This window comes from Marinomonas sp. HM11-D (assembly GCF_057626615.1).
This window is the reverse complement of sequence record NZ_JBMMKT010000038.1, coordinates 1-515: the sequence shown is the minus strand read 5'-3', so window position 1 is coordinate 515 and position 515 is coordinate 1. Positions and strand designations below refer to the sequence as shown.

At 41.9% G+C, this 515-nt stretch carries 1 protein-coding gene; it reads left to right on the top strand.

All coding sequences use genetic code 11. The features are described from left to right. The coding region (locus ACOSVP_RS18565; protein ID WP_487348974.1) for an IS3 family transposase at positions 1–478 on the top strand (478 nt) is incomplete at its 5' end. Positions 479–515 lie beyond the last annotated feature (37 nt).

Sequence of the window (515 nt, the reverse complement as noted above, 5' to 3'; positions counted from 1 at the left end):
ACCTGAACAGCTATGGGTAGCTGACATTACTTATATTCCTACTCAGAATGGCGACACATATCTTAGTCTGATTACAGATGCTTGGTCGCGAAAAATAGTGGGATATCACGTAGACAACACCTTACGAACAGATGCAGTCATTAAAGCCTATAAAAATGCTTTAAAAGAACGGACGAGAACCGCTCAATTACTTGTGCATCACTCAGATCGAGGGCTTCAATATTGCTCTAAGCAGTATCAACAGCTCCATGAAAAGCATGGCGTTCAGTGTTCAATGACTGATGGCTACGATTGCTATCAGAATGCGCTGGCGGAAAGAGTGAATGGCATCATTAAAAATGAGTACTTGATCATTAAGCCGAAGGATCTATGCGAGGCTAAGCTAATGATATCGGAGTCGGTAGAAAGCTATAATAAGAGTCGGCCACATATGGCCTTAAAATACAAAACGCCCGATGAAGTTCATCGAGCGTTTTAGAGCCTGAAAAAGTGTCAACCTATATCAGGACTAGTCA